Here is a 20,186-nt window from a genome sequence, read left to right as displayed (position 1 = left end):
GTTTTTAATTGGTCCAATAAATTGTAAAATACATTTATAGTAAATAACCTTTTAATGAACATATCAAATAACGGGGGAATCGATTCAAATGATCTCGCCAAAAGAGGTGAAAGTTTAATAAGAAAATCAACTAACAGATACTTAACGACAGTAAAAATTGCTTTCAGAGCTAAACAAAGGCGTTTTGATGATTTTGATGGACTTTTAGAGGAGTCAACTATTAAACCAGTTCAAAGGTCTATTATTGAATTAAGTGATGAACAAGATCAACCAGATTTACTTCCTGGCTAATTTTGTTGAAAGACCAAAAAAGATGGAGATTATTAAAAGATACTAAAAAAGGTAAATTTTGTTTCTTGATTGGTATTGATAATTGGTCAATTGAATTACAGAAAAGTGAATTTTATTCCCTTTATCTTCTACTTCTAAGACTTAACGAACAATTATTTAGTTTAAAAAATAAATTAATGGATGAGGAGTCTATTACTTTAGAAATAGAGCAACTACCCTGGTTTATTGAGTTACAGGGTAAAAAGAATGAATGGAGTTTAAGGTTTGTTTTTGAAAGCCAGGATCACACTCGATCTTTTGAAATGTATTGGCCGATACCAATAGCACAAAATTTATTATTTGAAATAAAAAAAATGTGGGAATCAATGGATTAAAAGATAAATAAAATTGGAAGTTTTGGAAAATATTTCCCCGAGCTTAAAAAAATTTTTCACAACTTTTCCACAGCTAACTTTCTTAAAATTAATATTGAACTCAAGTATGTGGAAAACTTTTGATTTTATATAATTCTTTATATTTCAGTTCATATAATTTTTTGAAAATCAGTTTCCTTAATACCCATTGCAATCACTGTATTCTCATCTTTCTACTACCTAAGAATGTTTCTTATCGATAATTGTTGACGATTTAGTAATTTTAAAGAAAACTGGATTTTGTAAGTTTTTAAAAATTTTTTTAATATGCAAGATTTAAATTACGAGAGCAATCCAAAAGTATTTAATCAGAAAGATGAAGTAATTAGTTTAAAATGTGAGCTTCAAGAAAATCTTCAAAAAGCTATGAAAGAATTTGTTGAGGAACATCCTAACTGGGATCAATACAGGATACTTCAAGCTGCTATCGCAGGATTTCTAATGCAGAAAGGATTTCAAAATAGAGATTTAACGAGACTATATATTGGAAATATGTTTTCAATGAATTTTAAAGACTAAAATTTTTTATATTTTTTTAAGTAATTTTTTTGCAATATCATTTCGGACAGGTAATATAGACAACCTATTCCCTTTTTTTACAACTAATAACTCATCTTCATTAAATAAAATCTTTAATTCAGGTAAACTAAGAATCTTACTTGATTTGGAAATATACTTTACTTTTACACAATCCCATCTTGGATTATCAGGCTTAGATTTTGGATCAAAATACTTTGAATCCTTTTCAAATTGTGTAGGATCAATAATATTTAGATCTATTACCTCCATAAGTCCAACAATACCAGGAGGTTTACAGTTTGAATGATAGAAAAAAACTTTATCTCCTTTATTCATTTTTCTCATAAAGTTTCTAGCTTGATAATTTCTAATTCCATCCCATAGAGTTACTACATCATTTTTTAAAGTATCTATGCTATAAGCATCAGGCTCACTCTTCATTAGCCAGTAGCTAGGTTCCTGTTGTGGCATGGGTTCTCGGCGAAAATATAGGTTTGAATAAAGTGTGAATAACTTCTATCAATATAGATTTATTATCCATCAAAGTTCCTATTTAGGAAAGTGATGGGTGGTATGGGGGACATACGATCGTTATACATCTTTGAATATGACTTAAGATATTTCTGTTGAAATTTTATGGATATAACTTATCAATAGCTTCTTTCTGTTCTTGTTTTTTATCTCTTCAGCATCTAATACAGGGCAGGTATTTTGATTCAGTGATGCAAAGAAACTGCTTTTATTGAATAGTTTGAAAAGTGGTGGGAGGAGTTGGAGTTTCAATTTTTATTGTTAACTAATCCATAAATACATAAAAGAGGATTCACTATTAAAACAATCCAAAAAGGCGGAGGAGGTCCTCCATCAACAATTGTCCCAGCGTTAAAAGTATTGAATAGAGCTACTGCTAAAAAACAAAACATCAAAGCTAATTCACCTGATAAAACTTTTCTTAAAGAGGCTTTATCTCTTATGGAACTACAAATAATCAATAAACAACCAATTCCTAAATTACTAGCGGCTACAACATCTGCAGTACCTCTAACAAGAAGCAATGTTTCAGTTGAAGCTTTGCCTGCAATAGTTTCCACAGAAAAAATCAGTAGGAAAATAATTAATAATCCCAATAAAATATGAAGTGCCCCAGTAGTTTTTAAAATATTTTTTAACTTCATAAATAAAGGAGCTAATTGCTACTTATTTTAGATCGACTGTCAATCAATTAATAATTAACTAATTTTCTCTTTCCATCTCTATTTTCTACTTTATTTATTCTTAACCCAATAAACAAAGCCCATATAAGTGCAAAGACAATTGGTAAGAAAATGATTGCAAGTTTCATCATTTTTTTAATCCTGTTATTTGCAAAAATAATAACTTTTAAATCAATAAGAAAATATAGGTAATTTATCTAAAAAAGTAGGGTCGAGGTTAGATCGAGTGTAAATCAATTATTTCCCCTAATAACAACTTAATATAAGTAATTATCAAATTAAATTTATGCTTAAATATTTCAGCTCTCATTAACTTACAAATGTATTATTCAGAAACTAAAGTCATAATAGGTGGTCTAGCTCATGTTCCAATATTAATTTTCATAGTAAATTTTATTAAAGGAAAGTTTGAATCTATAGCATCAGAAATAGTTGAAGTTAAAACGGAAGAGCCAAAGGTAAAAGTAGTTGAAGTAAAAGAAGAAGAAGTAAAAGAAGAAGAAGTAAAAGAAGAAGAAGTAAAAGAAGAAGTAAAAGCGGAAGAGTTGAACGCAAATGAATTTAAAGAAAAATCAGAATAAAATAGGGGACTTTAATAGTCACCATTGATTGAAAGTAAATCAAAAAAAGTTTGGATAAAGTTTGGATAAAAAATTACGATTCCTTGAGATCCCAGTTATAGCTAGACGCGCTCACTTTTCATTAGCCAGTAGCTAGTTTCCTGTTGTACCATGGGATCTCGGCGAAAATATAGGTTTGAATAAAGTATGAATAACTTCTTTCAATATAAATTTATTATCCATCAAAGTTCCTATTTAGGAAAGAGAAAGTAGTAAGCGTTTCAATTATTCCCAAGTTTTCATATCAGTAGTTCCTTGTGATCTTTGCATCCAAGAATATTTCCAAGTACCATTTACATTTTTAAAAATACACGTGTAAGTTGAAAGATCTTTATTTTGATTTCCTTTATAACTGAAGATTTCATTTAAAGTGAAAACTGCGTAAGCTATTTCACCGTAAATTTCAATTTTGTGGGTTTTGATTAGTTCTGATGATTCTGCAACTAAGTCTTTACTATCAAACATTCCCACTAATCCCTTAGCAGATATTGGATTTCCACTTGGTCTTACAGCTAAAAAATCCTCAGTTACGTTTGGTATTAGAAAAGAAGAATCTTCACTGGTTGCATAACCATTAATTAAATCTTCTATGGCTTTAGTATTTGACATTAAAAAAGGAGCTAATGCCCCTTATTTTAGATCGACTGTCAATAAGATATTTTTTTATTGCTGCTGGTGATTTTGTTCTGAATAAATATTTTTTTGATAGTGATTATAAAGATCAATTTCTTCTTTATCTTCACTAGCTAAACCAAGATTGAGTCTTGCTAATAGCATTATCTTTTGCTTTCTATAGTGTGAAATTGCCATTACTTTATTGACTTTGAAGTTAGATCTACTGTCAATCAAAAATAATTGATTTATGGATAAAATTTATCCTTCTGCAGGGATTAGAATTGGGACATCTTTTGCTCCAATAGCTGCGAACCAAACTATTGCATTATCGGTTTTTGCATTACCCATTGTATGTTTTGGTGTCTTTGGACCAACTATAAATGTATCCCCTGCTGTATAGGTAAGATCTTCCATACCTTGTCTTTTGACAACAATTGTACCTTGCTCAACATTACCTAATAATGGAATTGGATGAGAGTGAAGCGGGACTATCCCTCCCTCAGCTAATTCGACTCTTTGTAATCTTATTTCTGCTTTTCCTTTTGGATATTTAAGAGCATCACCATCCATAGTTTCAGAACCTACAAAGACTTCTTGTACATCTACAGGCGATTCGGCAGCTATAGAAATATTTGGGTTGATGAGCATCAAAGCAAAAGCTATTGCTATGAATAAATTCTTAATCATGAATTTAAATTCCTAGATAATTATTTAGGCATATAGTATTTATTTTTTAAATATTTGTCAGTACCAGATTTAACTTTTTAGGCTTTTCTTGATGGAGTTTTAATTAATAAAAAGTGTGAATAAAGTGTGAATAAAGTGTGAATAGAAAATTACGATTCCTTGAGATCCCAGTAATAGCTAGATGCGCTCACTTTTCATTAGCCAGTAGCTAGGTTCCTGTTGTACCATAGGATCTCGGCGAATATATAGGGTTTGAGTAAAGTTTGGGTAACTTCTTTGAATATGAATTTATTATCCATCAAAGTTTCTATTTAGGAAAGTGTACCCCTTTCCTCTATATATCATGACGGTACCCCTTTATAAATTACGCTTATCTGTTGGAAATATTGAAGGAAAAATCTTTAATCGAGAATTTATTAAATAATGACTTACCTATTTGTGAACCCACACCGTTGTTCTTGAGTTCTTTTTGATATGCCTCTTTGCTTGAGAGAATGATATCTTTAATCGAGAATTTATTAAATAATGACTTACCTATTTGTGAACCCACACCGTTGTTCTTGAGTTCTTTTTGATATGCCTCTTTGCTTGAGAGAATGATATCTTTAATCGAGAATTTATTAAATAATGACTTACCTATTTGTGAACCCACACCGTTGTTCTTGAGTTCCTTTTGATATGCCTCTTTGCTTGAGAGAATGATATCTTTAATCGAGAATTTGTTTAAGAATGACATTCTTATTTGGGAAAATTGCTTTGTAGATGATCACATCATCTCGTAATTATCAAATTTAGTTTTTAACTTTGCTGCTTTATGTATTAGTCCAACTGCTTCTTTTCTTCCAGTAGCTTGTTGCGCCTGATGCATTAATTCAGCATATTTTTTTACGATTTTCTTTTGCATGGTTTAGATTAAATAAAGACCGTTTTTTAATCTAAAGCTGCAAGGAACAACTTTCAGAAGATAAGGAATCAACGGTAAAACCTCAGAGTCAACAAATTGGAACGGGTTAACTCGTGTGTTAAATATATAATCAATTAGCTAAATACCTGTTGGTATCTATGATTACATTGTTTTCAAATCCTGATTTATTTTAGTTTTATCTAAAGTGGAGAAGATTTCTTTTTAAATAATGAGTGTGTTTTAAATCTTAAATTGATCTCTAATAATTTATGGTTGGCTTCAGTTGTATCCCTGCAACTGCCTCATGACAACCATGTATTAATTTTAGGACTGCTTTAGTATTTTTTGATTCAAAATATATACCTCTTCCCGTACCTAATAGTTCCTCAAACCGACCTATAAATTTCAAGGCTATAGGAGGACAATATAAGTATAGATCTAGGAGGTCTAAATGAAACTATTCAATCAATTCACAATCCTTCCAAGATACCTAAAAGCATTTAATTATGCTGGAAACAGAATGGAAGAAATAACAAGAAATCTTGATAGAGATAACCATTTATTTGAAGACTATTGGAAGAGGGAATGTAGAGAACATCCAACTAATCAGCATTGTTTAGTCTATTGCGACTGAGAATTTTAATCTTAAGGGTTGACAACTGAGTATAAATACTCTATAAATAAAGTGTAGTAAATGCTACCAAATCGTCCGATCTACTATTAGATAGACCGCAGTACGAATCAAGCCATAGGACGGGGACTTGATCAAGACCAGGAGCTGCATAATGGTAAACATGTATTTTAACGGCAAATCTTTCGTATATTGCAAGAGCCAAGAAGAGAAAACAATAAAGCTTACTTATAGAGGATCTAGTTACTTGAGATAAATAAAATCTCATATCTATTAAATATTCAATAAACTATTTTTTTTAGAGGTGTTATGCCATGAAATTTACTAATTCTCCTTTTGCCATACTCGATAAGAACATGAACGCATTAGATTATCAAAAAAGAAATTTAAAATATGAGGACTATTGGAGAAGGGAAGGAATTAGCAAAAGTAAAGGTCTATCTTAATACTGGAATAATTGCTGGATTAGTTGGTGTTGGATTTGTTGCCTCTACTTTAATTTTTGGAGTATTAATTCTAGTTTTAAAATAAAAAAGGTAGTTTAACTAAGCTTTTGATTAAAGTATTTAATACCTGCCATTAGAAATTGAGAAAAAGGTTTGGTTGAATTAGATGGAACTTCTACTGGAACCAATGACTCACCATAATGTGATATAGCTGATTTTATTAGTAACCAGTAAAAGAAGTTAACTAAAGCTTTCTCCACTAGGATTTAGTAACTAATCTAGATAACCTTATTAGTTTTGTAATAGTAATATACAAAAAATATTTATCAAGTAATCAATATATTTATCAAAACTAGCAGAAAGTTACTTTAATTAGGATAGATTCACCTTTCGGCAGCGGACTAAATCCTCGTGGAGCATTGGACTTTAGCCCGCTCTATCTTTTTAGCAAATCAAAAATTGAACTGCAATTCAGCTCTTAGATGTGACATCCAAGATAATTTCAAAAATATTTTTTTCTAAAAAAAGAATTAAGTATTTTTTCGGAATGCTTTGAAAAGAAATATGTGTTTAATTTTGTTTAAGTTTTATCTCGTAAAACTAATAGGGAATTTTATTTATGAAAAACATTCTGTATAAAATTTTTGAATTCCTAAAGGATCTTTTCCAAAAAATTTCTGAATTTTTAAAAAGAAGATTTTCTGAAGAAGAAGAGAAGCCAGTTGAAGAAGAGAAGCCAGTTGAAGAAGAGAAGCCAGTTGAAGAAGAGAAGCCAGTTGAAGAAGAGAAGCCAGTTGAAGAAGAGAAGCCAGTTGAAGAAGAGAAGCCAGTTGAAGAAGAGAAGCCAGTTGAAGAAGAGAAGCCAGTTGAAGAAGAGAAGCCAGTTGAAGAAGAGAAGCCAGTTGAAGAAGAGAAGCCAGAATTATAAGCAGAAATTTATTAAATAATTTACCTTCCTTTTCATTAGTTTTTGGCTAGTTAATCAAGTTACCTAAACTTGTTATGAATATATTTTATCGGTATAAGTGGTCTAAGGACTTGTCCTTTTCGTAAGGACTTGAGCCTAGCGGTTTCAAGGTTAACCCCGCACTCCTACACACGAGTACAAAAACCTTTTTAATTAATGCAGATTACTTCCAAGACACTTAGCTTGCTACTTAATGTAGTTTTTGTGCTTTGTGTCTTTGTCATTTGAAGACTATTCATCAAAAGAGATTAATAGTTTCAGGGTTTTCTTACTTCGAACCGAACTCAATATCGGTTAGTTTTTTAGTCTTTAAAAGTTTGAGTAAAGTTTGAGTAAAAAATTACGATTCCCTGAAATCCCAGTAATAGCTAGACGCGCTCACTTTTCATTAGCCAGTAGTTAGGTTCCTGTTGTGGCATGGGATCTCGGCGAAAATATAGGTTTGAATAAAGTGTGAATAACTTTTTCAGATATGAATTTATTATCCATCAAAGTCACAATTTAGGAAAGTAATGGGTGGCATGGGGGTGCATAGGACCGTGCTGCATCGTATATGTGATCTGATTTACGGGTACAACCTTTCAATAGCTTCTTTCTGTTCTTGCTTTTTTATGTCTTCAGCATCTAAAACAGGGCACGAGTTTTGATTTAGTGATAAGAGGAAAGTGCTTTTTTTGAATAGTTTGAAAAGTGGTGTAAGTAATAAGTTTTTCATTTATTCCCAAGTTTCACATCAGAGAAGTCGCTTGCTATTGCATGAAGCATCCCTCCTACAAATGATCTAGGGCAACCAAGTTTGTTAACTAAAACTTCTGATTGTTTTTTGATATCTTCCCATGTAGGTCTGATATCCTCATTTATTTGTTTAAGGCTAGGTTTAAATTCTTCTGAATCATTCATATTAAAAGGTATTAACTTATTAAAATTCAAATGATAGTAAAGAAAAACTCATTCATTTAGATAAATATTCAATAAAAATTACAAAATAAATTCTTTAGAAATTATTCTAAGCTGATTTAAATTCAGATTATTTAAATAATTATTTGCAATCAATTTTTCCTCATTAATTTTGAGATCTTTAATCTCAGAAATAATGCTGTTAGATATTAAATCAATTAAATGTTCTTTATCCATGACTTATATATAAACCCAAAACAAACATTAATTATTTAAAGTCTTCAACTCAACATATAAGTAAAAATACTCAGATAAATATAAAACTCATAGGTTTGCTGAATCACTTTAGATGATTGGTATAGGGTGCACGCGAATTATCAGCTACTCACACTTGAGCTTTTTATGTAACATAATAAGTTTACATAAAGTAACAATTAAATGAAAAGACTTTTTCCTTATATAGCTTTTGCATGTTTAACTGGTTTTACAGCTACGACCGGTTTACCAGTCATAGCAGGCGGTTGTAGTAGCCACATGAACAAAAAAGCTGAAATCAAATGTGCTGAAGATGATACTGAATGTCAAATTGAAAAAGCTGAAAAGTTTGATTTAAGAGATTCTCTCAAGTCATAAAATTATGACTCAAATCACTTTTTTTATGAACTCTGCACCAAGAGATTTAATCGAGTTCGTATTCTTTGCTGCTGTTGGTTTTACTGCAGGATTATTGGGATTAATTTAGTTATAGAAAATTGACCCATTCTTTTTTTCTCATAACCTTTTCAAGTCTTTCTTTCTTTTATGTGATGGCTTGCTTATGGAGAGATTTAATTAATCAAAAGTAAAAAATATTTTTTAAATTACCTTTTATAGATAAATCTTTGTATGTCTTCGAATAGATTAGATTTTGATTTGAAAAATCCATTACTTTTTAAATAAGATTTTCCTTTTTCTATATTTTCAATTCTTTTTTCATAAGAATTTTCATCTAAATTTTTTTGCATAAAAAAATAGTCGGACTTTTATTCTGAATACTGCTCACAAAAAAGCGGTTACCTTAAATACAAAATTCAAATTCTTTTTTGAATTGCTTTTCATTCAAACTAAAAATCAAATAAAAAGTTTCTTTCTTAAATTATTAAGACTCTTTTGATATCTTGTTCTTCATGTCCTCAATATTATTAATTAATTTGTCTAACCATTCTGTATTATCTTCTGGTTTTAAATATTTAATTTTTGGTTGATTAATTTCAAGAGTCTCAAAATCTCCACTAATAAATTCTCCTTTGTATATTCGTTTAACTACCTCTTTGTTCTAATTGATTTGAACAAAATACTGCGTATCTAATGTGTGCGGTTTGATGAACATATTGGTACGGAAAGAGGTATCTTTTTTTTAGCCATTTAAATCTATTGCTGACTTAGATTAAAAACATGGTTGTCATGAGTCGGTTGCGTTGCTCCAACTGAAATCAACCATAAACTTTAAATTGCATTTAATAAAATGACTTACTACAGTTGCTTTGATCAAAAAGGAAACATAATTGCTCGCTGTCAGACTAAAGAAGATATAAATGTTCTTAAGAAAATGGGCAGACCAATAATGGAAATAAAAGAAATGAAAAAAGAGGAATCAGTTGTTTGTTCTTTAACTGGTAGTCCATCCGATTACAACGAAGATTATTAAGAGTATGACTCAAAGAACACTTCAATTAAATCAACATGGAAGATCAGTAGTTCTTTTGTTGGTTGCATTGAATAGCATTTGTACTTTCTTTTCTACTTTTGAAAAAGCATTAACTGATCGTGAAAGAGTGAGATAAAAATATTTAGTTATTTGTGGATTAACAGTAAATCAATAAAATTTAAGACATAAAAAAAGACCCTGTTACAGGTCTTTTTTTAAATGGTGACGACAGAAAGGAGATCTATTTGATAATCAGATTAAGAATTTCCTAGAAATTAGTTTTGTAAGTAAAAGTGATTACTCACTTCTTCATGCTTTACAAACGACTTAATTTTTAAGATAGTTCAGAATTAATCCCGAAAGTTTAATTTCTGATCACTTAACTTACTTTCCGTAAAGGTTAGAAAAGTTAATTTACCTTGGTGTTGCAGACCATTGGTTAGTGAAGATCTAATTGGTCAACCTTGGTCGAGTCGATCACCAGAACTGTCGTATAGACAAAGTAATCGGTCTCGAATATTTTGCATGAATCCTTAAGATTGATTTAATCATGATTAATTAAATCTTTAATCATCTGACCACATCATATCTTAGTAAGCGTTTCAATTTATTCAACTGGAGTTAGTGAATAACAAATGTCTTTATAACCATTTTCTTTATCCCACTCTTTCATCTCTGGAGTACTTGTAGCAGCAGCAAATCCTTCTAAATCTTTGACTTTAAGTATCAAGTGACTTTTATGGTCATTTACCTTGATGAGTTCATATTCTTCGACATATTTATGTCCCTCCTTTTCATGGAAATCGGCTACAAATTTATCAAAATCTTCAAAAGAACAATCAAAAGTAGAAACTATTAAGGTATTCATAAAAAAGATGGTTTTATCCCTCTATGTTAGATCGACTGTCAATCGTATTTAATAGTTATTTTTAAGCAGCATCATATTCTTCATCTTCAAGTTCTCTCATAAATCTTTTATCTAATAAGTAATCGTCTAAAAGCTCTGCTGCCATAAGCATCTCAGGAGCAGGTTCTTGTAAATTTTTATCTAATAAGTAATTGTCTATAAGCTCTAGGTTGTTATTTTCTTGAATTTCTTTATCGCTGTCTAATAGCTCTTTTATGTAGGTATATACAAGCTTTTTATCGTACCCACTTTCTCTAATTTCTTTCATCATTTTGATTGGAATTTTCATTATCGTTAACCCCTATGTGAAAGCCTATATACGCATACTTACGAAGATATAAAAAAAATGCAAGAAAGAGGAAGGATGGAAGAAGACTTCTATATTTAAATCTTATTTTTAATAATTAATTAATTTTCTCTTTCCATCTCTATTTTCTACTTTATTTATTCTTAACCCAATAAACAAAGCCCATATAAGTGCAAAGACAATTGGTAAGAAAATGATTGCAAGTTTCATCATTTTTTTAATCCTGTTATTTGCAAAAATAATAACTTTTAAATCAATAAGAAAATATAGGTACTTTATCTAAAAAAGTAGGGTCGAGGTTAGATCGACTGTCAATCCCTAAAAGTTTGAATAAAGTTTGAGTAAAAAATTACGATTCCTTGAGATCGCAGTTATAGCTAGACGGGTGTACTTTTCATTAGCCAGTAGTTAGGTTCAGTCATAGTCTATAATTTGCGGGAAACAGGGCTGCTGGAATGGTGCTGGTATGGCATTTTGTTAACTTTTTTCGAAAGTCAGCTTAATCCAAAGCGTTTTGTTTAGTTTATCGAACATTATTAGTCGAAGAAAGTTTCTATACAGAGCCATTGGAAGACCAGCAATGATGGCTTTCATGATCTTAGTGGGAACATATTTAACAACTGGTCAATTTATCCCTGGTGTTTTTTAATGGAAAATAAAAATCAATCAAGAAATATTGATCCTCAAAAAATAAGAGCAGAAAATTTAAATGGCAAATTTGCTCTTGTTGGTCTAATTGCTCTTGTTGGAGCATACATAACAACTGGTCAGATTGTACCCGGAATCATTTAATTTTTGATGATTTGATAATTTCCCATGCCTCTGATGCAGTGTCTGCATATTCAAAAAGATTTAAGTGTTCATCTTCAATTAATCCAAGATTAGCTAGGTATTCGAAATTTATTATCTTATCCCAATAATTTCTACCAAAAAGTATGATTGGGATTTTATTTTTCATGCCTGTCTGACAAAGTGTCAATAGTTCAAATAATTCATCTAGTGTTCCAAAACCTCCAGGAAAAAATACAGCAGCTACTGATCGCATAACAAAATGGATCTTTCTTAATGCAAAATAATTAAATTTAAAGCAAAGACCGGGAGTTATAAAAGCATTTGGGATTTGTTCATTAGGGAGACTGATATTTAACCCTATAGACTTACAATCTGCTTCAAATGCACCTCTATTAGCAGCTTCCATAATTCCTGGCCCCCCACCTGTCACAATCACATGAGAATTACAGTTTTTATTTTGATTACTAATTGAAGCAAGTTTAGAAAACTCCTTTGCAGATTGATAGTAATGACTAATTAGAAGCAAATTTTCTAATCTATTTAAATTTCGTTTTAGAAGTATAGATTTAGGATTTTTTTTAATTAACTCTTTTATATTTTCAATTCTCTTTTTTGTATTTGATTCTTCTGTAATACTTGCGCCTCCAAAAATAATTATGGTTGAAAGAATTTTATTTTCTTCAAGGATTAAATCTGGTTTAGTAATTTCAAGAAGCATTCTGACTCCACGCATTTCATTTCGGCTAAGTAAACCAATATCTTCGTGAGCCAATTTATAAGTATCAGAATTAATAATTAAATTCAGGTTTTTAAAATTATTAATTTTATGCGACATATGCTTTTTCGTTTTTTTCATTTCAAACAAGAGTTTTAACTTTTTTTTCTAGAGGATTAAAATAGACTCTTTTGATTTTGCTATTTTCGTAAATCCAATAAACAGGTGGACTCTTCCTGGCCTTAATTAAATTAATTTTGTTTAATTTTTGTGGGATAAATTCTTTGGCAGGATCAAAAAATTTATCTCTTTTGGGTTGATTTAAGACAATACTACCTTCTTTCCCTGAGATTGATCTGTGATAAGTTCCTTTAGGAATTTCTAATGCTCCCATAGATCTATTTAAATAAATCACATGATGAGGCTCATCCCAGGAAGGATTTATTAAAACAAATGTCCTTTCCCCGGTGATAACTAGATTGTGGTCAATTTGATGATTGTGAACATAGTATTGCTCATTTTTTAAATCATCTGGAGGGGATATAGCTTCCCCAGAATGGATCACAACATCAGAACCATTAGAACTTTCTATGCCTGCATCGAAAAATGTGACTTTTGGAGTCTCTCTAAAAACATTTATTGGGAAGAATCTTAATTCCATAGTGCTAACTCCCTTTTATAAAATTTATAAATACTAAAAAAATTATTTACTTTTAAAAAACAACTATTTCTTGATTTTTAATTGCAACAAACCAAGCAATCTTTTTGATTTGGATAATCTATGCATTCTTTATTTAAAGTTTTTTCTAAAAAATCCACTTTCTCAACATAATCAAGATCTTTTAATTCTTTGTTTGGAACCGTGAACTGAGTTTGTAGTTTCATTTTCTGTTCTCCTAATTAATACTGTTTTTTGAATCCATTCCAAGTTTGCGAAAACCTTAATCCCAAATAAGAAATTAAAATTGTCCAAAATAAAATCTCTATACCTAAATTAGTCATTTGATTGGCCTCCTTTCTATCTGATTATTCTTTAGTACGGGTATTATGTAAAAATCAAGCGTAAGAATACCTAAAAGTTAAAATTTTAATCACAAAAAATCTTGCAATGGTTGTTACTAGGATGTTCTGTACATTCGTTATTCCAATAAGCTTCAATTTCTATGAGCTTATTGTCATATGAAAGGTCTTTTTTATCCAAATTAATTTCTTGGATAGTAAATGTGTCATTTAGTGCCATAAGACTTACCCCTTACCTACAACTATGTTCTAATTCATTTGAATAGTTAATTTCAAGTTGTATGTGTGCGGTAAGAGGAACAAAATTGTACGGATTAAGGATCAAAAAAAAATCTCAAATTATCAATGACTTCAAGGAAAATATCTTCAAAAATTTTATTCTAACTTTAATAAAATTTGTATAAATTTTGCTTAGAGATTATATTCTCTTAATACTTTCTCAGGTCTGCCAGTATCTATTATTCAACTAATCTATCTGCATATTCTCTTAAAATCTCAGCCATCTTTTGAGGTGGAATTTCTTGTTGATATTCTCTACATAAATCAAAAAATTTATCTAAGAAATCTTTCATTGAAGAGGACATAAAAATTAGCGTTTCATTTTAAAAGTAAAGTATGCAAACCCACCAAGCAATAGAAGACTCACAACCCCATAAGTAATCGCTATGCCGTACATGTAAGTCATTTATTTATAAAGACATAAGCAGAATATAAATAAACTAAGAAAACTCCAATAGCTATTGAACTTCCATAAATAAGAAAGTTCCAAAATCTATATAATTTAGGTTTTTTAAATTCTTTTTCTTCTTCTTTAGTAATCATTTATTTTCTTTTTCTTTTCTGGCAGCATTACCTTTTGCTCTTAATACCAAAGTTATCGTAAGGGCAGCGCTTAATATCACAGCATCAATTAATAGGTGCGGGGAAATATTCATCAGCTGAAAAGAGAAATAAGAAGAGTCATTATCTTTTCAAAAATAAATCTATTAATCATTAAAAAAGAGGGTTTATCCCTCTAAGTTTAGATCAACTGTCAATCACAGTCTATTTTAGCTTTTAGCTTCTCTAAAAAAACAGTATTTTATTTAGCCAGAGCAAGAGAAGGCACCTGCAAGAATATTTTTAAAAATTGGTGCTTGGCCCAAGGCATATAAAAAGAAAGTTGATGATGCGAGAGTAATAGCTATTTTAGAAGCCCTGTTAACTTTCAAATTTGAGACTTTTGCAAATGCAGAGTTCATTTTTTCTTTAATTTATTGATTTTATAATAGCTGCAAAAATTAAATATTCAGCATCAATATTTACCAAAGAATAATTTTATTGCTCCTTTTTCTTAGCTTGCATTTTTATTAGCTCAAATTCTTTTTTAGAAACTATTCTGATTTTGTATGCTGGATATCTTGTCTTCCACCATTTATTGATCGAAATAGCTATTACTTCTAAATTTTGGGTACAAATATTGACCCATAGAGTTTTAGTTTCAACTTCTTTGTAGAATTCCCAACTTGTAGGTGAAGCCATTAAAAATCGCAAATGAAAAAATTCAATAAATTATGGGAAATGGTCCATAAGCTAAAACTTTTGTTTTTTTAATAACTGGATTTAGTTGAAGATATAGAGTTTTCATTAAGTGGTAATAAAAAACTTTTAACAAAAGATTTATATCACTTTCGCCTTCTAGGAAAGTATTAATTTAATTTTATAACGAGTTTCAATTAAAAAATATCTCCGCAAAGAAGGGGCCAAAAATTGACCCCTCTTGGTGAAACTCTTCCAAAGAAACACCATTAAAATCTTACTCTGAAAGTTGCAAAGTTAAACAAATTAAAAAATCTAGATTAACAATTTATGCGGCCTTTTTAAAAATGGTTCATATTCCTTAAAAAGTTATTACTTTTGCGGGTACTTATTTTTCTATATCTTTGATTTATATCCAGGATATACTTTCTAGCTTTCTTGTCACTTTCAATTTTCTTTTTTCGAAGTCGTAAAGCCCTTAAATCTTCTATGGACATGAGGCCATCATCTTTATTGAAATTTAAATGATCAAATTGCATCAGTTTAAGAAATTAAATTTATTCTTTAAGTGCAAGATTAACAACCTTATCTTTATTTGCAATAGAGATAATTAACCAACTTAAATCAAATTAGTTATTTAATTTTCAGAAAGCTATGAATTTAAGTATTAAAAACTTTCTAAAATCAAGAAAAACTTTTTATGGAATTAGATGGAACTTCTACAGATACAAATGATTCTCCATAATGAGATTCGGCTGATCTTATCAGTAACCAGTAAAAGAAATTTACTAAAGCTTTCTCCACGAGGATTTAGTAATTAATTTAAATAAACTCATCATTAGTGTAATAGCAATATACAAAATAAATTTATTGCGCAATCAAGATATTTACCTCATAAAGCATAGTTGCATATTAATTAAGAAAAATTTGCACTCTCAGGCTTTAGGTAGCGGACTAAATCCTCGTGGAGTATTGAACTTTAGCCCGCTCTATTTTTTTAGCAAAAGAAAAATAGCACTGCAAGGTAACTAGATCTCCAATTATTATATTCAATTCTGAATTAACCTTTATTGGTTAATTGATCAAGAGTATCTGAGCAAATGTCGGTGTTGTTTATTGTATAAAAATATTACAAACATTAGTTATATCAATTGATTCAGTATTTTTGCTTATTGATATATTGATTCTAAGAATAATATTATTATTGATGCCTAGAGAAGGTTTAATTGTGATAAAAATAATTAAATTTTTTAAACTACTTAAGAGAAGAATTGATATTTATAATGCAGAGGCTGAATTAAAATTTATATTGGAAAATAAATAATGGGATTCCCACATTGCCCTATTTGTGTAGTTCTAGCATTTGTTTCAGTTTTTATGGGAGTTACTCGTAGTTATATGTTTTATATTCTTTTTAGGTTGTTTGTGAGAGCAGAATCTAAATTTAAATTGAAGTTTAGTTTCTATTAATTATTGACATCTAAGTATAAATACTTTATAAAGAGATTGTAGTGAATACTACAAAATCGTCCGATCTACCATCTGATAGACCGCAGTACGACTCAAGCCATAGGACGGGGACTTGAGCAAGTTAAGGAGCTGCACATGGTAAACATGTATTTCAATGGAAAGTCATTCGTATATTGTAGAAAACAAGAAGAAAAGATTATAAAGCTTACTTATAGAGGATCTATTTACTTGAAATAAGATTTCTAATTTTAAAAAAAATTTGAACATTTATTGACGTTTTTGGGTTAAGTATTTATTAATACTTAATAAGAATTACTTATATTGAATATATTTTTTGCCTATTTAAAAATTCATATATTCGTATATTTTGTAACGAGAAATTAATTTTAAAATAATTAATTTGTAACTAGATTTTTAAAAGGTTATGCAACCTATTTCTGAGGAACTTTACAAAAAAATAGTTGAGAGTTCTAAAAAATGAGTAAGTTACTAATTGCTTTATTGGCTTTAGATATAGGCGTTAGTCTTTCTAAAGTTTTTATTTTTACCTGAAAATCAAATTACTTAGCATAAAAGAAGCAATTGTTTTCTAAAAAAAGAAATAGTTACTGAGTATTCTTTAATCGATGTATTTATTTTATAAAATAAAAATTAAACCAATAAAAGAGCTACCTACAAGTAGTAGCACCATTAAAAGAGCTATTAACTTTTCTAATCCCATAAAGATAAATCCGAATTTCCTGTAGATCTTTGCATCCAGTGAATTTTCCAAACATTATTTACTTTTTTAAAAATTGACGTAACTGTTGGTAAGTCATCATTAGGTGTCCCTTTATAAGTAAATTTTGAACCTAGTGTAAAAATGCACATTACTATGTTGTCGCTTAAAAATTCGAATCGGTGAATTTTGGTTATTTCTGCCTTTTCTTGAACTATATGACCAGTAATCATTTGTTCGAACCCTTTCGCATCTATAGGATTACCACTCGGTCTTATGAATAAAAAATCTGGAGTCGCATTGTCAATAAAAAATGAGGCCATTTTTTTTGGATTGGCAAACTCATTTAATAATGAAATTATTGTTTCTTTATCATTCATAAAAAAAGGGAAATAACCCTTCTAGTTTAGATCTACTATTTAAAATGTACAAATCAAAATGGGATAATTCTAAAAAACTTGTTAGTATATTCGAAATAATTAGATTTTTAATATAAAACATGATCAATTCATTAAACAAATTATTGCCCGTTGGCAAAAAGTTCAAAAAATATTTGCCTTTCTTTATTGGATTTAAATTACTTACATTTACTGGATTTCTTACTTATTTAATGAATCGCTAATTGATATAACCATAACAATAAAGTTTAACTAAATTAAGATCTAGTGAATAAAGAAGAACGAACTAAAAGATTTAAGTCTATGTCAAGTATGCAAAGACAAAAACTGATATTAAAGAAGATGAAAGAGAGAGGTATAGAGGTGGGAAGTGGAATTCCGAATAAAAAATACGATAGCAAAGAGGTTTATGAATTAATTCATATTGCAAATTGCTTCCCAGAATTAAGAGAGAAAAAATAAAAATTGTATTTAATTTTCTTTATTTAAATTATTTATTTTGGCTCCCTTATTGCAGTAATAATTAATCCGCCTATCAATGCGAGATTCATAAATACTGCTCTTTGATGAAAAGGGAATAAATGAAAAATTATTGTTGTTGGAATAATAAATAGTAATAAAAAGACTGAACCGATTTTTTGATTTTCTCCAAATATAAAAAATCCAGAGCCCAAGATAAGACATATAATAGCTCCCACTAGAAGAATAGATGCAAATTGTTCAGGAATCCCTTTTGAAGAAATATATTCAACTGTTCTCTCAAAATCATTTATTTTGCTTGGTATTGCTGAGATAAATATTGCAGAAATTGATAATCTTGAAAAAAAATCTAAAAAAGATTTGATACTTTTATTTTTCAAAAAAGAATTTTTCATAATCTTATTATAAGAAAAAAATTTTATGCATTTGATAAATACTTTATTAGTCCGAAATACTTTTAAATTTTTCTCAAAGAGGTTTAGCTTAATTAATAGAAATCTTTTTAATTAATGTGAATCTTTTTAAGGTTATTAATAGTAATTTATGAATTCTCTTTTTATATTTATGAAATGATAAATTTAATTAAAATAAAAATGTTTAAAAAATTTATTTTAACTTCTGTTTTACTTTTAAGTTCACTCATAACTATATATCCTTCAAAAAAAGAAAATACTAATTTTTTCGATTATTGTTATTCTCTAGAAAAAATAATTTCTAGAAATACATTAGAAAAAAGAAAGAATCTATCGAAGAATTTTAAGTCTTTAGCAAAAGATATTGCTCTATTTGGGACTAATAAAACTAATGGTAATTTTGCCAATAAGATAATTGATCAATATAAAAAATCCAAAAAATTATTTATTATAAATTTTGTTCCAAATAAAATTTATTGTTTAGCAGGATATTGGATTGAGGAGGTAAGTCCAGGAAAATTTGAATCCATTTTCTACGAGAAAACCAAACAAAAAATAAATGAATATAAGAATACTAAAAAAGAAGTAGATGAATTTATTAAAGAAATTAATTTAGAATATAAATCTATAAAAAAAGAAATTAATGATTTTTTTTAGAAAATTAAAATCTTTTCTCAAATGAAATCGATTTATTTGTTATGGTCGATTCATTTTTTTAGATTTCGAAATAAAAAATAATAGTAATCCCAAAATGATTACAAGTCCAAACATTGATAAAGAATAAATTATTTTTTTTGCTATTAAATTTAAGTTTATTTTTGGTAATTTTTTTAGTGAAGTGTAATTTTTTATTTGGACTTTCTTGTGCCCCCGTAGGAATAATCATTATGTGTAGAAATTACAATCCAACATTCTTTACAACAAAAAATCCAGTCTCTATGAATTATGGATTTAACTCTGTAATGAATTTTATCTGGCTTATGACATAAATCACATTTTTTCAATCATCTTTGATTAAGCTAAATCAATTTTATATAAAAATTAGGTTGATTTAAAATATTCACGAAAATAATTTTATCGTGTCATTATAAGAATGCACTCTACTTATCCTGAAGCAAAGCAGTGGTTTTGTATAGTGCGATTATTTTAATTACCTAAAAAAATTTCTAATTTATACTTTTTAAAATTCTTTTAGGAACCTAATTTTCATATGAAAATTATTAGATAATTTTTACAGCTTTCATTAAAAATAAATTTTTGATTATACATCTAAATTAGAACTTTAGAAAGAAACTCACGAATCATATTTAATTAATTTTATTATGATTTTATTGATTTTTTAATAGTATGAACATTTACCTATTTTGGATATTATTTTTAGCTTTATGGGCAATAGTACCCTTAATGATTATTAAAGGTAGAGTAGATGAAGAGACTAAGATTCAGACTTCACCAAAAGTTAAAGAAAAGAAAAAAGGTTGGTTTAATTAACAGAATCTCTGAATTAGTAAAAATAATCTATAAGGTAAATTTTAAAAATTCAAATTAAAGTTTAAA

Annotated in this window: 42 protein-coding genes; 15 read left to right on the top strand and 27 right to left on the bottom strand. The window is 28.8% G+C overall.

Annotated features, from left to right (window positions below; translation table 11 throughout):
* Positions 1–54 precede the first annotated feature (54 nt).
* The 3 genes from HA145_RS08055 (at position 55) to HA145_RS08045 (ending at position 1,223) form a co-directional block, all read left to right on the top strand.
* Positions 55–291, top strand: a complete 237-nt coding sequence (locus tag HA145_RS08055; protein WP_209128641.1) for a DNA-directed RNA polymerase subunit omega — start codon at positions 55–57, stop codon at positions 289–291.
* A gap of 2 nt (positions 292–293) precedes the next feature.
* Positions 294–665: a DUF1818 family protein gene (locus HA145_RS08050; RefSeq protein WP_209128640.1), complete on the top strand. Its 372-nt coding sequence runs from the start codon at positions 294–296 to the stop codon at positions 663–665.
* A 306-nt stretch (positions 666–971) separates the two neighbouring features.
* The gene (locus HA145_RS08045) at positions 972–1,223 is read left to right on the top strand and encodes a DUF2811 domain-containing protein (protein ID WP_209128639.1); all 252 of its coding nucleotides are present in this window, start codon (positions 972–974) and stop codon (positions 1,221–1,223) included.
* Positions 1,224–1,229: 6 nt separating this feature from the next.
* On the opposite strand, the gene HA145_RS08040 is transcribed toward HA145_RS08045, so the two are convergent.
* The 3 genes from HA145_RS08040 to HA145_RS09675 all read right to left on the bottom strand — a co-directional run bounded on the left by HA145_RS08040 (position 1,230) and on the right by HA145_RS09675 (position 2,568).
* The gene (locus HA145_RS08040) at positions 1,230–1,694 is read right to left on the bottom strand and encodes an EVE domain-containing protein (RefSeq protein WP_209128638.1); all 465 of its coding nucleotides are present in this window, start codon (positions 1,692–1,694) and stop codon (positions 1,230–1,232) included.
* Positions 1,695–2,002: 308 nt separating this feature from the next.
* Positions 2,003–2,398, bottom strand: a complete 396-nt coding sequence (locus tag HA145_RS08035) for a hypothetical protein (RefSeq protein ID WP_025928822.1) — start codon at positions 2,396–2,398, stop codon at positions 2,003–2,005.
* A 47-nt stretch (positions 2,399–2,445) separates the two neighbouring features.
* Positions 2,446–2,568 (bottom strand): hypothetical protein, encoded by a 123-nt coding sequence (locus tag HA145_RS09675; protein WP_280634271.1) that lies wholly within the window; start codon positions 2,566–2,568, stop codon positions 2,446–2,448.
* 189 nt (positions 2,569–2,757) lie between these two features.
* Between HA145_RS09675 and HA145_RS08030 the strand changes: the two genes are divergently transcribed.
* Entirely contained in the window at positions 2,758–3,018 is a 261-nt protein-coding gene (locus HA145_RS08030; RefSeq protein WP_209128637.1) for a hypothetical protein, read from the top strand.
* Between the two features lie 264 nt (positions 3,019–3,282).
* Here the strand turns inward: HA145_RS08030 and HA145_RS08025 are convergent, their stop codons facing one another.
* The 6 genes from HA145_RS08025 to HA145_RS08000 form a co-directional block, all read right to left on the bottom strand.
* The gene (locus tag HA145_RS08025) at positions 3,283–3,666 is read right to left on the bottom strand and encodes a DUF3804 family protein (RefSeq protein WP_025930825.1); all 384 of its coding nucleotides are present in this window, start codon (positions 3,664–3,666) and stop codon (positions 3,283–3,285) included.
* A 54-nt stretch (positions 3,667–3,720) separates the two neighbouring features.
* A complete protein-coding gene (locus HA145_RS08020; RefSeq protein WP_209128636.1) occupies positions 3,721–3,867 on the bottom strand; it encodes a hypothetical protein in 147 nt (48 codons plus the stop codon).
* Between the two features lie 63 nt (positions 3,868–3,930).
* Positions 3,931–4,359: a cupin domain-containing protein gene (locus HA145_RS08015; protein ID WP_209085830.1), complete on the bottom strand. Its 429-nt coding sequence runs from the start codon at positions 4,357–4,359 to the stop codon at positions 3,931–3,933.
* A gap of 370 nt (positions 4,360–4,729) precedes the next feature.
* Positions 4,730–5,095 carry a hypothetical protein gene (locus tag HA145_RS08010; protein WP_245151830.1) on the bottom strand — a complete coding sequence of 122 codons (366 nt, stop codon included), beginning with the start codon at positions 5,093–5,095 and terminating at the stop codon, positions 4,730–4,732.
* A 30-nt stretch (positions 5,096–5,125) separates the two neighbouring features.
* A complete protein-coding gene (locus HA145_RS08005) occupies positions 5,126–5,263 on the bottom strand; it encodes a hypothetical protein (RefSeq protein WP_187151428.1) in 138 nt (45 codons plus the stop codon).
* A gap of 259 nt (positions 5,264–5,522) precedes the next feature.
* Complete coding sequence (locus HA145_RS08000; protein WP_158516825.1) at positions 5,523–5,672, bottom strand: hypothetical protein; 150 nt, start codon at positions 5,670–5,672, stop codon at positions 5,523–5,525.
* A 42-nt stretch (positions 5,673–5,714) separates the two neighbouring features.
* Here HA145_RS08000 and HA145_RS07995 point away from each other — a divergent pair, with 42 nt between their 5' ends.
* Both HA145_RS07995 and HA145_RS07990 read left to right on the top strand, forming a co-directional pair.
* Entirely contained in the window at positions 5,715–5,897 is a 183-nt protein-coding gene (locus tag HA145_RS07995; protein WP_079296299.1) for a hypothetical protein, read from the top strand.
* 390 nt (positions 5,898–6,287) lie between these two features.
* Entirely contained in the window at positions 6,288–6,425 is a 138-nt protein-coding gene (locus HA145_RS07990; RefSeq protein ID WP_209091435.1) for a hypothetical protein, read from the top strand.
* 10 nt (positions 6,426–6,435) lie between these two features.
* Here the strand turns inward: HA145_RS07990 and HA145_RS07985 are convergent, their stop codons facing one another.
* Positions 6,436–6,600, bottom strand: a complete 165-nt coding sequence (locus tag HA145_RS07985; protein WP_209128635.1) for a hypothetical protein — start codon at positions 6,598–6,600, stop codon at positions 6,436–6,438.
* A gap of 359 nt (positions 6,601–6,959) precedes the next feature.
* On the opposite strand from HA145_RS07985, the gene HA145_RS07980 reads away from it, so the two are divergent.
* Entirely contained in the window at positions 6,960–7,268 is a 309-nt protein-coding gene (locus HA145_RS07980) for a hypothetical protein (RefSeq protein ID WP_209128634.1), read from the top strand.
* Positions 7,269–7,872: 604 nt separating this feature from the next.
* Here HA145_RS07980 and HA145_RS07975 read toward each other — a convergent pair.
* The 3 genes from HA145_RS07975 to HA145_RS07965 all read right to left on the bottom strand — a co-directional run bounded on the left by HA145_RS07975 (position 7,873) and on the right by HA145_RS07965 (position 8,441).
* Positions 7,873–8,022 carry a hypothetical protein gene (locus HA145_RS07975; protein WP_156095684.1) on the bottom strand — a complete coding sequence of 50 codons (150 nt, stop codon included), beginning with the start codon at positions 8,020–8,022 and terminating at the stop codon, positions 7,873–7,875.
* Positions 8,019–8,207, bottom strand: coding sequence for a hypothetical protein (locus HA145_RS07970; protein WP_209128633.1), 189 nt, complete (start codon positions 8,205–8,207; stop codon positions 8,019–8,021). The genes HA145_RS07975 and HA145_RS07970 overlap by 4 nt, the downstream gene beginning before the upstream one ends.
* 78 nt (positions 8,208–8,285) lie before the next feature.
* A complete protein-coding gene (locus HA145_RS07965; protein WP_209111040.1) occupies positions 8,286–8,441 on the bottom strand; it encodes a hypothetical protein in 156 nt (51 codons plus the stop codon).
* A gap of 201 nt (positions 8,442–8,642) precedes the next feature.
* On the opposite strand from HA145_RS07965, the gene HA145_RS07960 reads away from it, so the two are divergent.
* Positions 8,643–8,837 carry a hypothetical protein gene (locus tag HA145_RS07960; protein WP_042850958.1) on the top strand — a complete coding sequence of 65 codons (195 nt, stop codon included), beginning with the start codon at positions 8,643–8,645 and terminating at the stop codon, positions 8,835–8,837.
* 227 nt (positions 8,838–9,064) lie between these two features.
* Here HA145_RS07960 and HA145_RS07955 read toward each other — a convergent pair whose 3' ends face one another.
* Positions 9,065–9,208, bottom strand: a complete 144-nt coding sequence (locus HA145_RS07955; RefSeq protein WP_158078868.1) for a hypothetical protein — start codon at positions 9,206–9,208, stop codon at positions 9,065–9,067.
* 500 nt (positions 9,209–9,708) lie between these two features.
* On the opposite strand from HA145_RS07955, the gene HA145_RS07950 reads away from it, so the two are divergent.
* Together HA145_RS07950 and HA145_RS09670 are read left to right on the top strand one after the other, a co-directional pair.
* The gene (locus tag HA145_RS07950; RefSeq protein WP_025926966.1) at positions 9,709–9,891 is read left to right on the top strand and encodes a hypothetical protein; all 183 of its coding nucleotides are present in this window, start codon (positions 9,709–9,711) and stop codon (positions 9,889–9,891) included.
* A gap of 4 nt (positions 9,892–9,895) precedes the next feature.
* Positions 9,896–10,027, top strand: coding sequence for a hypothetical protein (locus HA145_RS09670; RefSeq protein WP_263892325.1), 132 nt, complete (start codon positions 9,896–9,898; stop codon positions 10,025–10,027).
* Between the two features lie 471 nt (positions 10,028–10,498).
* On the opposite strand, the gene HA145_RS07945 is transcribed toward HA145_RS09670, so the two are convergent.
* From HA145_RS07945 to HA145_RS09665, 3 genes are all read right to left on the bottom strand, one after another.
* A complete protein-coding gene (locus tag HA145_RS07945) occupies positions 10,499–10,759 on the bottom strand; it encodes a hypothetical protein (protein WP_025932146.1) in 261 nt (86 codons plus the stop codon).
* A gap of 61 nt (positions 10,760–10,820) precedes the next feature.
* Positions 10,821–11,087, bottom strand: coding sequence for a hypothetical protein (locus tag HA145_RS07940; RefSeq protein ID WP_209128632.1), 267 nt, complete (start codon positions 11,085–11,087; stop codon positions 10,821–10,823).
* Between the two features lie 108 nt (positions 11,088–11,195).
* On the bottom strand, positions 11,196–11,318 hold the full coding sequence (locus HA145_RS09665) for a hypothetical protein (protein ID WP_280634270.1): 123 nt from the start codon (positions 11,316–11,318) through the stop codon (positions 11,196–11,198).
* A 319-nt stretch (positions 11,319–11,637) separates the two neighbouring features.
* On the opposite strand from HA145_RS09665, the gene HA145_RS07935 reads away from it, so the two are divergent.
* Both HA145_RS07935 and HA145_RS07930 read left to right on the top strand, forming a co-directional pair.
* Positions 11,638–11,754 carry a high light inducible protein gene (locus tag HA145_RS07935; RefSeq protein ID WP_308789012.1) on the top strand — a complete coding sequence of 39 codons (117 nt, stop codon included), beginning with the start codon at positions 11,638–11,640 and terminating at the stop codon, positions 11,752–11,754.
* Positions 11,754–11,897: a high light inducible protein gene (locus HA145_RS07930; protein WP_209128631.1), complete on the top strand. Its 144-nt coding sequence runs from the start codon at positions 11,754–11,756 to the stop codon at positions 11,895–11,897. Before HA145_RS07935 ends, HA145_RS07930 begins: the two co-directional genes overlap by 1 nt.
* Here the strand turns inward: HA145_RS07930 and HA145_RS07925 are convergent.
* The 9 genes from HA145_RS07925 to HA145_RS07890 all read right to left on the bottom strand — a co-directional run bounded on the left by HA145_RS07925 (position 11,890) and on the right by HA145_RS07890 (position 17,718).
* Entirely contained in the window at positions 11,890–12,732 is an 843-nt protein-coding gene (locus tag HA145_RS07925) for an LOG family protein (protein WP_245151829.1), read from the bottom strand. The two genes, HA145_RS07930 and HA145_RS07925, sit on opposite strands and share 8 nt — an antisense overlap.
* 22 nt (positions 12,733–12,754) lie before the next feature.
* Positions 12,755–13,273 (bottom strand): hemagglutinin, encoded by a 519-nt coding sequence (locus HA145_RS07920; RefSeq protein ID WP_209128629.1) that lies wholly within the window; start codon positions 13,271–13,273, stop codon positions 12,755–12,757.
* 77 nt (positions 13,274–13,350) lie between these two features.
* The gene (locus tag HA145_RS07915) at positions 13,351–13,497 is read right to left on the bottom strand and encodes a hypothetical protein (RefSeq protein WP_209128628.1); all 147 of its coding nucleotides are present in this window, start codon (positions 13,495–13,497) and stop codon (positions 13,351–13,353) included.
* A 202-nt stretch (positions 13,498–13,699) separates the two neighbouring features.
* A complete protein-coding gene (locus HA145_RS07910; RefSeq protein ID WP_209128627.1) occupies positions 13,700–13,852 on the bottom strand; it encodes a hypothetical protein in 153 nt (50 codons plus the stop codon).
* A 238-nt stretch (positions 13,853–14,090) separates the two neighbouring features.
* Positions 14,091–14,216, bottom strand: coding sequence for a hypothetical protein (locus HA145_RS09660; protein ID WP_257469990.1), 126 nt, complete (start codon positions 14,214–14,216; stop codon positions 14,091–14,093).
* Between the two features lie 97 nt (positions 14,217–14,313).
* The gene (locus HA145_RS07905) at positions 14,314–14,454 is read right to left on the bottom strand and encodes a hypothetical protein (protein ID WP_002806251.1); all 141 of its coding nucleotides are present in this window, start codon (positions 14,452–14,454) and stop codon (positions 14,314–14,316) included.
* 263 nt (positions 14,455–14,717) lie between these two features.
* Positions 14,718–14,873, bottom strand: coding sequence for a hypothetical protein (locus HA145_RS07900; protein WP_179852253.1), 156 nt, complete (start codon positions 14,871–14,873; stop codon positions 14,718–14,720).
* Positions 14,874–14,949: 76 nt separating this feature from the next.
* Positions 14,950–15,153: a hypothetical protein gene (locus HA145_RS07895; RefSeq protein WP_209128626.1), complete on the bottom strand. Its 204-nt coding sequence runs from the start codon at positions 15,151–15,153 to the stop codon at positions 14,950–14,952.
* Between the two features lie 2,178 nt (positions 15,154–17,331).
* Positions 17,332–17,718, bottom strand: a complete 387-nt coding sequence (locus tag HA145_RS07890) for a DUF3804 family protein (protein WP_209128625.1) — start codon at positions 17,716–17,718, stop codon at positions 17,332–17,334.
* 285 nt (positions 17,719–18,003) lie between these two features.
* Between HA145_RS07890 and HA145_RS07885 the strand changes: the two genes are divergently transcribed.
* Complete coding sequence (locus HA145_RS07885; RefSeq protein WP_209128624.1) at positions 18,004–18,198, top strand: hypothetical protein; 195 nt, start codon at positions 18,004–18,006, stop codon at positions 18,196–18,198.
* 32 nt (positions 18,199–18,230) lie between these two features.
* On the opposite strand, the gene HA145_RS07880 is transcribed toward HA145_RS07885, so the two are convergent.
* Positions 18,231–18,611 carry a DoxX family protein gene (locus HA145_RS07880; protein WP_209128623.1) on the bottom strand — a complete coding sequence of 127 codons (381 nt, stop codon included), beginning with the start codon at positions 18,609–18,611 and terminating at the stop codon, positions 18,231–18,233.
* A gap of 198 nt (positions 18,612–18,809) precedes the next feature.
* On the opposite strand from HA145_RS07880, the gene HA145_RS07875 reads away from it, so the two are divergent.
* Both HA145_RS07875 and HA145_RS07870 read left to right on the top strand, forming a co-directional pair.
* Positions 18,810–19,286, top strand: a complete 477-nt coding sequence (locus HA145_RS07875) for a carbon storage regulator CsrA (protein ID WP_209128622.1) — start codon at positions 18,810–18,812, stop codon at positions 19,284–19,286.
* A gap of 690 nt (positions 19,287–19,976) precedes the next feature.
* The gene (locus HA145_RS07870; RefSeq protein ID WP_209128621.1) at positions 19,977–20,120 is read left to right on the top strand and encodes a hypothetical protein; all 144 of its coding nucleotides are present in this window, start codon (positions 19,977–19,979) and stop codon (positions 20,118–20,120) included.
* Positions 20,121–20,186 lie beyond the last annotated feature (66 nt).

It is taken from the genome of Prochlorococcus marinus XMU1411 (genome assembly GCF_017696075.1).
Lineage (GTDB): Bacteria > Cyanobacteriota > Cyanobacteriia > PCC-6307 > Cyanobiaceae > Prochlorococcus_A > Prochlorococcus_A marinus_V.
Note: the sequence above shows the minus strand (reverse complement) of the source record. Positions and strands in the feature narration are given on the sequence as shown.

Excerpts from the sequence above, each read along its gene's own strand:
- HA145_RS08015 (WP_209085830.1), bottom strand. The coding sequence starts at position 4,359 with ATGATTAAGAATTTATTCATAGCAATAGCTTTTGCTTTGATGCTCATC.
- HA145_RS08010 (WP_245151830.1), bottom strand. The coding sequence starts at position 5,095 with ATGTCATTCTTAAACAAATTCTCGATTAAAGATATCATTCTCTCAAGC.
- HA145_RS07895 (WP_209128626.1), bottom strand. The coding sequence starts at position 15,153 with ATGGCTTCACCTACAAGTTGGGAATTCTACAAAGAAGTTGAAACTAAA.
- HA145_RS07940 (WP_209128632.1), bottom strand. The coding sequence starts at position 11,087 with ATGAAAATTCCAATCAAAATGATGAAAGAAATTAGAGAAAGTGGGTAC.
- HA145_RS07920 (WP_209128629.1), bottom strand. The coding sequence starts at position 13,273 with ATGGAATTAAGATTCTTCCCAATAAATGTTTTTAGAGAGACTCCAAAA.
- HA145_RS08030 (WP_209128637.1), top strand. The coding sequence starts at position 2,758 with ATGTATTATTCAGAAACTAAAGTCATAATAGGTGGTCTAGCTCATGTT.
- HA145_RS08025 (WP_025930825.1), bottom strand. The coding sequence starts at position 3,666 with ATGTCAAATACTAAAGCCATAGAAGATTTAATTAATGGTTATGCAACC.
- HA145_RS07945 (WP_025932146.1), bottom strand. The coding sequence starts at position 10,759 with ATGAATACCTTAATAGTTTCTACTTTTGATTGTTCTTTTGAAGATTTT.
- HA145_RS07870 (WP_209128621.1), top strand. The coding sequence starts at position 19,977 with ATGAACATTTACCTATTTTGGATATTATTTTTAGCTTTATGGGCAATA.
- HA145_RS07900 (WP_179852253.1), bottom strand. The coding sequence starts at position 14,873 with ATGAACTCTGCATTTGCAAAAGTCTCAAATTTGAAAGTTAACAGGGCT.
- HA145_RS07880 (WP_209128623.1), bottom strand. The coding sequence starts at position 18,611 with ATGAAAAATTCTTTTTTGAAAAATAAAAGTATCAAATCTTTTTTAGAT.
- HA145_RS09675 (WP_280634271.1), bottom strand. The coding sequence starts at position 2,568 with ATGATGAAACTTGCAATCATTTTCTTACCAATTGTCTTTGCACTTATA.
- HA145_RS07965 (WP_209111040.1), bottom strand. The coding sequence starts at position 8,441 with ATGGATAAAGAACATTTAATTGATTTAATATCTAACAGCATTATTTCT.
- HA145_RS07980 (WP_209128634.1), top strand. The coding sequence starts at position 6,960 with ATGAAAAACATTCTGTATAAAATTTTTGAATTCCTAAAGGATCTTTTC.
- HA145_RS07970 (WP_209128633.1), bottom strand. The coding sequence starts at position 8,207 with ATGAATGATTCAGAAGAATTTAAACCTAGCCTTAAACAAATAAATGAG.
- HA145_RS08045 (WP_209128639.1), top strand. The coding sequence starts at position 972 with ATGCAAGATTTAAATTACGAGAGCAATCCAAAAGTATTTAATCAGAAA.
- HA145_RS08005 (WP_187151428.1), bottom strand. The coding sequence starts at position 5,263 with ATGCAAAAGAAAATCGTAAAAAAATATGCTGAATTAATGCATCAGGCG.
- HA145_RS07950 (WP_025926966.1), top strand. The coding sequence starts at position 9,709 with ATGACTTACTACAGTTGCTTTGATCAAAAAGGAAACATAATTGCTCGC.
- HA145_RS07925 (WP_245151829.1), bottom strand. The coding sequence starts at position 12,732 with ATGTCGCATAAAATTAATAATTTTAAAAACCTGAATTTAATTATTAAT.
- HA145_RS07990 (WP_209091435.1), top strand. The coding sequence starts at position 6,288 with ATGAGGACTATTGGAGAAGGGAAGGAATTAGCAAAAGTAAAGGTCTAT.
- HA145_RS08020 (WP_209128636.1), bottom strand. The coding sequence starts at position 3,867 with ATGGCAATTTCACACTATAGAAAGCAAAAGATAATGCTATTAGCAAGA.
- HA145_RS08035 (WP_025928822.1), bottom strand. The coding sequence starts at position 2,398 with ATGAAGTTAAAAAATATTTTAAAAACTACTGGGGCACTTCATATTTTA.
- HA145_RS07910 (WP_209128627.1), bottom strand. The coding sequence starts at position 13,852 with ATGGCACTAAATGACACATTTACTATCCAAGAAATTAATTTGGATAAA.
- HA145_RS07915 (WP_209128628.1), bottom strand. The coding sequence starts at position 13,497 with ATGAAACTACAAACTCAGTTCACGGTTCCAAACAAAGAATTAAAAGAT.
- HA145_RS08040 (WP_209128638.1), bottom strand. The coding sequence starts at position 1,694 with ATGCCACAACAGGAACCTAGCTACTGGCTAATGAAGAGTGAGCCTGAT.
- HA145_RS07875 (WP_209128622.1), top strand. The coding sequence starts at position 18,810 with ATGTTTAAAAAATTTATTTTAACTTCTGTTTTACTTTTAAGTTCACTC.
- HA145_RS07890 (WP_209128625.1), bottom strand. The coding sequence starts at position 17,718 with ATGAATGATAAAGAAACAATAATTTCATTATTAAATGAGTTTGCCAAT.
- HA145_RS07975 (WP_156095684.1), bottom strand. The coding sequence starts at position 8,022 with ATGAAAAACTTATTACTTACACCACTTTTCAAACTATTCAAAAAAAGC.
- HA145_RS09665 (WP_280634270.1), bottom strand. The coding sequence starts at position 11,318 with ATGATGAAACTTGCAATCATTTTCTTACCAATTGTCTTTGCACTTATA.
- HA145_RS07995 (WP_079296299.1), top strand. The coding sequence starts at position 5,715 with ATGAAACTATTCAATCAATTCACAATCCTTCCAAGATACCTAAAAGCA.
- HA145_RS07960 (WP_042850958.1), top strand. The coding sequence starts at position 8,643 with ATGAAAAGACTTTTTCCTTATATAGCTTTTGCATGTTTAACTGGTTTT.
- HA145_RS08055 (WP_209128641.1), top strand. The coding sequence starts at position 55 with ATGAACATATCAAATAACGGGGGAATCGATTCAAATGATCTCGCCAAA.
- HA145_RS09670 (WP_263892325.1), top strand. The coding sequence starts at position 9,896 with ATGACTCAAAGAACACTTCAATTAAATCAACATGGAAGATCAGTAGTT.
- HA145_RS07930 (WP_209128631.1), top strand. The coding sequence starts at position 11,754 with ATGGAAAATAAAAATCAATCAAGAAATATTGATCCTCAAAAAATAAGA.
- HA145_RS09660 (WP_257469990.1), bottom strand. The coding sequence starts at position 14,216 with ATGTCCTCTTCAATGAAAGATTTCTTAGATAAATTTTTTGATTTATGT.
- HA145_RS07955 (WP_158078868.1), bottom strand. The coding sequence starts at position 9,208 with ATGCAAAAAAATTTAGATGAAAATTCTTATGAAAAAAGAATTGAAAAT.
- HA145_RS07905 (WP_002806251.1), bottom strand. The coding sequence starts at position 14,454 with ATGATTACTAAAGAAGAAGAAAAAGAATTTAAAAAACCTAAATTATAT.